Source organism: Candidatus Methanodesulfokora washburnensis (assembly GCF_003947435.1).
GTDB lineage: Archaea > Korarchaeota > Korarchaeia > Korarchaeales > Korarchaeaceae > Methanodesulfokora > Methanodesulfokora washburnensis.
Window position 1 is genome coordinate 1 of the sequence record NZ_RCOS01000111.1, and the last position, 5,229, is coordinate 5,229.

Consider the following 5,229-nt stretch of genomic DNA (forward strand, 5'->3'; position numbering starts at 1 on the left):
AAAATCTTTTTAACAATTCATAAGCATTACGATCATCAGCGGCTTGGTAAGCTACAAAACTCCATACATCTCTTATCTCATCTATCACGCTACCGCCAGCAGGGATCCTTCTAGACTCATCTATCTCGACATCGTATAAGTTATACGAGAAACATGCTGTATGTCTAAATGCTTCACGAAATGAAGTGACATATATGTCTCTAACATATATTGAAGGCCCTCTCGTACATATAGGATCTATAACAGCATACCAACCCATTTTCCCCGAGAAGTCATGTAGATATTCATATTTTATACAGTCAGGGTCGGCCTGGTAAATACCCTGGACGATCCTATCTCTAAATGCTACACATAAGTCTAGACTTCCTATAAACACTCTAGTCCCTGTTATAGAAGCAGCAGACTTATGACATATACAGAACAAGTCTATTGGGACTCCCTCAATAACTTTTGTCACAAATATTGGCTGAATGATCTTATCTCCAGAGTGAATTATTACTGGAACGCCTAGATGAGTAGCAGCTAAAAGAGCAAGCTTCAGACCTTCGCCAAATTTTCCTCTCTGCCAAGGCTTTTTCTCAGATGTTCCTATGAGGAGATGTCTGATCCCAAGGCCTCTGCCATAGTCGTATATGGCCACTCCCTCAGATAATGATCTGCATGGGTATGCTGTTGGTATTTCATTCTCAGTCTCTTGCATCTCATCTAAAGCGTTTTGAATGATCTCTCTGAAAACCTCCCACAGACCCCATCTTCTCGTCTCAACATATTTTCTCGTTATGCCATATTCTATGGCGTCTTCAAAACCTAACTCACGACATTTATCCCTGCATGACACCTGAGATCCCTCTCCATATCAGCAATGCTATGATAGGTATGGACACTACGCCTGCGATTATGCCGATTATGAATGATGATGAAAACTCTATTGGCGTCTCAACAATCTCAAGCTTGACCTCAGGATCTATCTTTTTAACTTCTGACATAAATCTCTCAGCTTGATCTTTATTCATAAACTCAGCAAGAGTATCAGTCAGTCCTCCTCTTCCAATGATTATAACTTTATAAGGCATCTAAAGATCCCTATTCCTCTCCTCTTCCAAGCTTATCTAAATACTCAAGAAGTTGTTTAAGAAACATGCCTGCCTCCTTACCTTCGCCAAAAGATTCCTCAACTTCTTTTCTAGTACATATAGCTACTCCAACCTTCTTAGAATATACCATGAGGCTCACCATAGAATATATTTATTCTAAAAATAAAATTGTTTTCCGCTATAGATATATGTTATATGAGTTCTCGTCAGGATCTCCTGTGAACGTCACGTCTGCCTCTTTAACAGCTCCTGTGTCAAGCCTTTTGACAGTAACGTGATAAGTTCTTGCAGGGTCTAAACCTATTGAGATGAACGATGTGTCTCCAGGAGCGTCAAGTCTGGCTGTAGGCGTTAAAGTTGTTAGATAAGCCGTAGGGGTATAATATATCCATGCTCTTCTAGGTAGAGATCTGTTGAAGAACACCCACAGCTTTATAGTTTCTCCAGGATTTATAGGCGACACAGATATCTCAATAGGTATAGGAGGTCTCTTAATCTCTATGTTGAAAGTCTTGATGCCTCTCTTCAGAATGTTGAACTCTATCTTAACCTCTCTAGGGTCAGGATCTCCAGGAAGGTCTATAACAATCTTGTCGCCGCTAAACCACATGGGGTGCCAATACGGATGAGTTCCAGAGGATCTTATCATCCTTCCATATCTATCGTATGTGAAGAACTGCCACAACAGCAGAGCGTTATCAACTGATTTGTTTAGATATAAAGTGACTGTGTCATTAGTAAGATCATACTCAGCCTTAACAACATCATCAAGCCTGTATTTATCAATAATGTTCACGTTAATTTTCTCAACAGAAGCCCACGTCTGTTTCGACCCGCCTAGAGGCTCATAAGTTAATATGCCATACCACGCACCTGGAGAAGGAAGATAATACTGATCTATATATCTCATGAGATAAGTTATGTTAAACTTTACAGAGCCTTCGCTAGGAAGATTCTTAGTAGATACGCCTCCAGCAACAAGCGTGCCGTCAGATAAAATGCTTAACGTGTACCATGCATTAGGATCTTGCGGAACGTTCTTCCACGAGAGCGTGGCAATAATCACGTCATTAGGATCCTCAATTAAAGTCGTCTTGTTTAGAGACAGATGAACCTCAGGCTGAGGAGCTGGCGGTTTTGGAGGCGGTGGTGATGGAGGAGCAGGTGGCGAAGGAGTTGGGGCAGGAGCTGAAGGCTTCTCAACAGGTTTGGTTAGACTTAAGATAACTAAAGCTATGTAAGGAGCCAACACGCCGCCAAGTATATACTCATGTCTCCATTTTATCTCCATAAAAAACTCTCTTCAGATTGTTTATGTTGTTATAAAATGTTATGCAGGGCTTGGCAGTGGAGGTATCTCGCTAGATGTTGTCTCAGGCGGTGTAGAAACCTCAGGCGGAGGAGTGATCACATAGCTAGGTGCTGTTATGACGGGAGCTGGAGATGATGCTACTGAGATCCCCATTGAGCTCAATATCTCCTCAGGAGTTCTGAGAACTGTTGACAAAGCACCGTTTATATCTCCTACAGAGAGCTTTCCGAAGAATTCTTTTGCAGAGTTGTATATCTGTGCAAAATCTATTGCCTCAAGAACTCTGAAAAGCAGATGAGAGCCTGTCTGTAGAAGCTCTCTTCTAAGTCTCTCAGGAACGTCTCTGCCATATACAGCGTATCCAGCAGCAATGCCTCCAGCAGTTATGTCTATCAGAAGCTTCATAAATCCTTTTGAGAATGTTGCTGAGATTCTCTCAAGAAGAGTTCCTATGAACTCTCCTCCAACATGAGAGCTCAGCTGTGCTGTTGGTATTCCTGTGTTTCTAGACACTCCCTCCATGAAGGGGTCTAGCCAAGATGTGAGCTGAACCATTTTTTCACCATATAAAATAATTGTTCATGAGGTTAAAAAGTTGTTGTCATACATATCTTTATAATTTCACATGAAACATATTATGTGGGAGAGCGTATGCCTTACACGTCTAGCTCAGGCTCAAAAAATATTAAGGTTATGGGCATAAGCCTCAGCCTTACAGCGTCAAAAAGCTGGGGAGTCCCTGGAGACCAGATAGTTTTCACAGCAACATTGACAGGAGATGGAGTTCCTCTATCAGGAGAATATGTTGAGTTCGCAATATCAAATGGAAGATGGGTCGTCATAGGAGGAGCAAATACAGACGACCTTGGAAAAGCAAGACTTGCATGGACGATACCTTGGACAGCTGGCACATTAAAACTTCCGTGTAACAGATGGAACATACAGGCTAAACACTGGGTGTCAGGAACATTATCAAATGCTGTGTCAGTATCGATAGCATATCCGACCAGACTTACAGTGATGACAGACAAAGACTCATACCCGCCTGGTGCAACAGTAACTGTTACAGTTCTGCTTGAATATAATGATGCTGGCACGTATAAGCCTCTGGCAGGAAAGACAGTATCAATATCGTTTGCTGGCACATCAACAACAGCGACCACAGGAACAGATGGAAAAGCTACAGTAACATTTAAAGCACCTACAACACCTGGAACATATACTGTCTCAGCAAGCTACGCTGGAGAAGGGATCCCAACAGCGTTAGGTACAGCAACAGTTGTTGTAGGAACATACAGCATACCTGCGGTGGTGCCATTAGTGCTTTTAATACTTGCAGAGATGCTTCCAATAGTTGTCCCAGTAGTTGTTGAGGAAGGCAAGAAACGTGGATGGTGGAAATGACATATGCACCGTCATCAGCATCTAAAGAAATAAAAATAACCACTGAGGTACCTGCACCAACAATACCTACACCAATAACAATCCCTTGGACATATATAGCTGTGGGAGTTGGAGCTGTCGTAGCAGGAATCATAGGTTATATAATCTATCGCTCGTTAAGTAAGTAACAGTTATATTTTTCAACATCAATTTTTAAATGGTGAGAGTGTGCCTTACAGCACTTCAAGAGCTTCAACAGATGTCTCAGTTGCTCAGGCATTGAAAGTTTCTTTAAGCGTTAACAAAAGCTGGTTCACTCCTGGCGATTATCTTGTTGCAGTTGCTAGAGTAACTGATGCTTATGGGAATCCTGTTGCTAACAAAGAGGTTAGGTTTTACATAACAGACAGCTATCTGTATTGGATAGCTACTGAGACCACAGATATGAATGGGTATGCAAACATCACATGGACAGTTCCTTGGGACATTGGGGGAGACAAGCTTCCGTGCACCAAGAGATATATACAGGCATATGCGATGCCTGAGTCGGTAGGATCTGATAAGATTCCTGTTGCATTCGCATACCCCACGAGACTCTCAGTCTCAACAGATAAAAAGACTTACAACCCTGGAGAGATTGTCAAAGTTTCTGTGAAGCTTGAGTATAACGACTTCGGAACGTGGAAGCCTCTGGCGGGAAGAACAGTATCAGTTACGTTCGCAGGAAACACACAGTCAGCATCAACAGGCTCTGACGGGACGGCATCAGTATCTTTCACAGCACCGTCAACTCCTGGAACATATTCTGTTGTGGCTGAGTTCAAAGGAGAAGGGCTTGCTACAACATTGGCAACAACATTAGTTGAGATAATAACTTCTCAGCCAGTAATGATGTTCATCACAGGAGCGTTAGTGCTCACACCAATATTGGCTCCTATAATCATCACAGAGCTTGGCAAGGCGATAAGATAGATGCCCATGGGATCCTCAAGAGCGGAGACAAGCGTTGCAGTAAGTGTGCCGAGAGTAGAGATCCCTCAGATACCATGGCTTTGGATAGCACTAGCTGGAGCAGGACTTGCCGTAATAGCTATAATAGGTGTCGTAGTAGCTAGTGAGATGAGAAAGCCGATAATAGTGGTCGCCAAATAGTCATACTAAAAAATATTATTTTTGGAAGAATTTTTTTAAATGGTGGGAGTATGCCGTATACTACTGTGTCTCTCATAATATCTGACACAATAACTGTTGGACAGAATGCTCCTGTGAAAGTTGTTGGAAAAATAATCAGTCCGCCTCCTGCTGAGTGGCCGAATTTTGCTGTAGCATTATGGTATGCTGATGGCCCGAGCGATAAGATAATATTTATTGATAAACAAGGTAATTCATTTTCTATTCCTAAAGGACTTGGATTATCAATACCTATACCAACAAAAAGAG

General features: G+C 42.1%; 10 protein-coding genes. 5 read left to right on the forward strand and 5 right to left on the reverse strand.

Features of this window, described 5'->3' with window-relative positions; all coding sequences use genetic code 11:
- The 5 genes from D6D85_RS09215 to D6D85_RS09230 form a co-directional block, all read right to left on the reverse strand.
- Positions 1-838, reverse strand: an 838-nt coding sequence (locus D6D85_RS09215; protein WP_373695746.1) for a hypothetical protein, incomplete at its 3' end; no start/stop codon positions are given.
- Positions 822-1,073 (reverse strand): hypothetical protein, encoded by a 252-nt coding sequence (locus tag D6D85_RS09220; RefSeq protein ID WP_125671763.1) that lies wholly within the window; start codon positions 1,071-1,073, stop codon positions 822-824. The genes D6D85_RS09215 and D6D85_RS09220, both read right to left, overlap by 17 nt.
- 10 nt (positions 1,074-1,083) lie before the next feature.
- Positions 1,084-1,233, reverse strand: coding sequence for a hypothetical protein (locus tag D6D85_RS16360; protein WP_161969801.1), 150 nt, complete (start codon positions 1,231-1,233; stop codon positions 1,084-1,086).
- A gap of 39 nt (positions 1,234-1,272) precedes the next feature.
- The gene (locus D6D85_RS09225; protein WP_125671764.1) at positions 1,273-2,385 is read right to left on the reverse strand and encodes a hypothetical protein; all 1,113 of its coding nucleotides are present in this window, start codon (positions 2,383-2,385) and stop codon (positions 1,273-1,275) included.
- 39 nt (positions 2,386-2,424) lie between these two features.
- Positions 2,425-2,961 carry a hypothetical protein gene (locus tag D6D85_RS09230; RefSeq protein WP_125671765.1) on the reverse strand — a complete coding sequence of 179 codons (537 nt, stop codon included), beginning with the start codon at positions 2,959-2,961 and terminating at the stop codon, positions 2,425-2,427.
- Between the two features lie 96 nt (positions 2,962-3,057).
- Between D6D85_RS09230 and D6D85_RS09235 the strand changes: the two genes are divergently transcribed.
- The 5 genes from D6D85_RS09235 to D6D85_RS09250 all read left to right on the forward strand — a co-directional run.
- Positions 3,058-3,810 (forward strand): hypothetical protein, encoded by a 753-nt coding sequence (locus D6D85_RS09235; RefSeq protein ID WP_125671766.1) that lies wholly within the window; start codon positions 3,058-3,060, stop codon positions 3,808-3,810.
- On the forward strand, positions 3,807-3,977 hold the full coding sequence (locus tag D6D85_RS16365) for a hypothetical protein (protein WP_161969802.1): 171 nt from the start codon (positions 3,807-3,809) through the stop codon (positions 3,975-3,977). Before D6D85_RS09235 ends, D6D85_RS16365 begins: the two co-directional genes overlap by 4 nt.
- Positions 3,978-4,017: 40 nt before the next feature.
- Positions 4,018-4,761: an Ig-like domain-containing protein gene (locus tag D6D85_RS09240; protein ID WP_125671767.1), complete on the forward strand. Its 744-nt coding sequence runs from the start codon at positions 4,018-4,020 to the stop codon at positions 4,759-4,761.
- A complete protein-coding gene (locus D6D85_RS09245) occupies positions 4,762-4,941 on the forward strand; it encodes a hypothetical protein (RefSeq protein ID WP_125671768.1) in 180 nt (59 codons plus the stop codon).
- A 50-nt stretch (positions 4,942-4,991) separates the two neighbouring features.
- A partial coding sequence (locus tag D6D85_RS09250) for a hypothetical protein (RefSeq protein ID WP_161969803.1) occupies positions 4,992-5,229 on the forward strand: 238 nt, incomplete at its 3' end.

What these genes read in the sequence shown, in the direction of transcription:
- D6D85_RS09220 (WP_125671763.1), bottom strand. Translation starts at nt 1,073, where the DNA reads ATGCCTTATAAAGTTATAATCATTGGAAGAGGAGGACTGACTGATACT.
- D6D85_RS09225 (WP_125671764.1), bottom strand. Translation starts at nt 2,385, where the DNA reads ATGGAGATAAAATGGAGACATGAGTATATACTTGGCGGCGTGTTGGCT.
- D6D85_RS09230 (WP_125671765.1), bottom strand. Translation starts at nt 2,961, where the DNA reads ATGGTTCAGCTCACATCTTGGCTAGACCCCTTCATGGAGGGAGTGTCT.
- D6D85_RS09235 (WP_125671766.1), top strand. Translation starts at nt 3,058, where the DNA reads ATGCCTTACACGTCTAGCTCAGGCTCAAAAAATATTAAGGTTATGGGC.
- D6D85_RS16365 (WP_161969802.1), top strand. Translation starts at nt 3,807, where the DNA reads ATGACATATGCACCGTCATCAGCATCTAAAGAAATAAAAATAACCACT.
- D6D85_RS09245 (WP_125671768.1), top strand. Translation starts at nt 4,762, where the DNA reads ATGCCCATGGGATCCTCAAGAGCGGAGACAAGCGTTGCAGTAAGTGTG.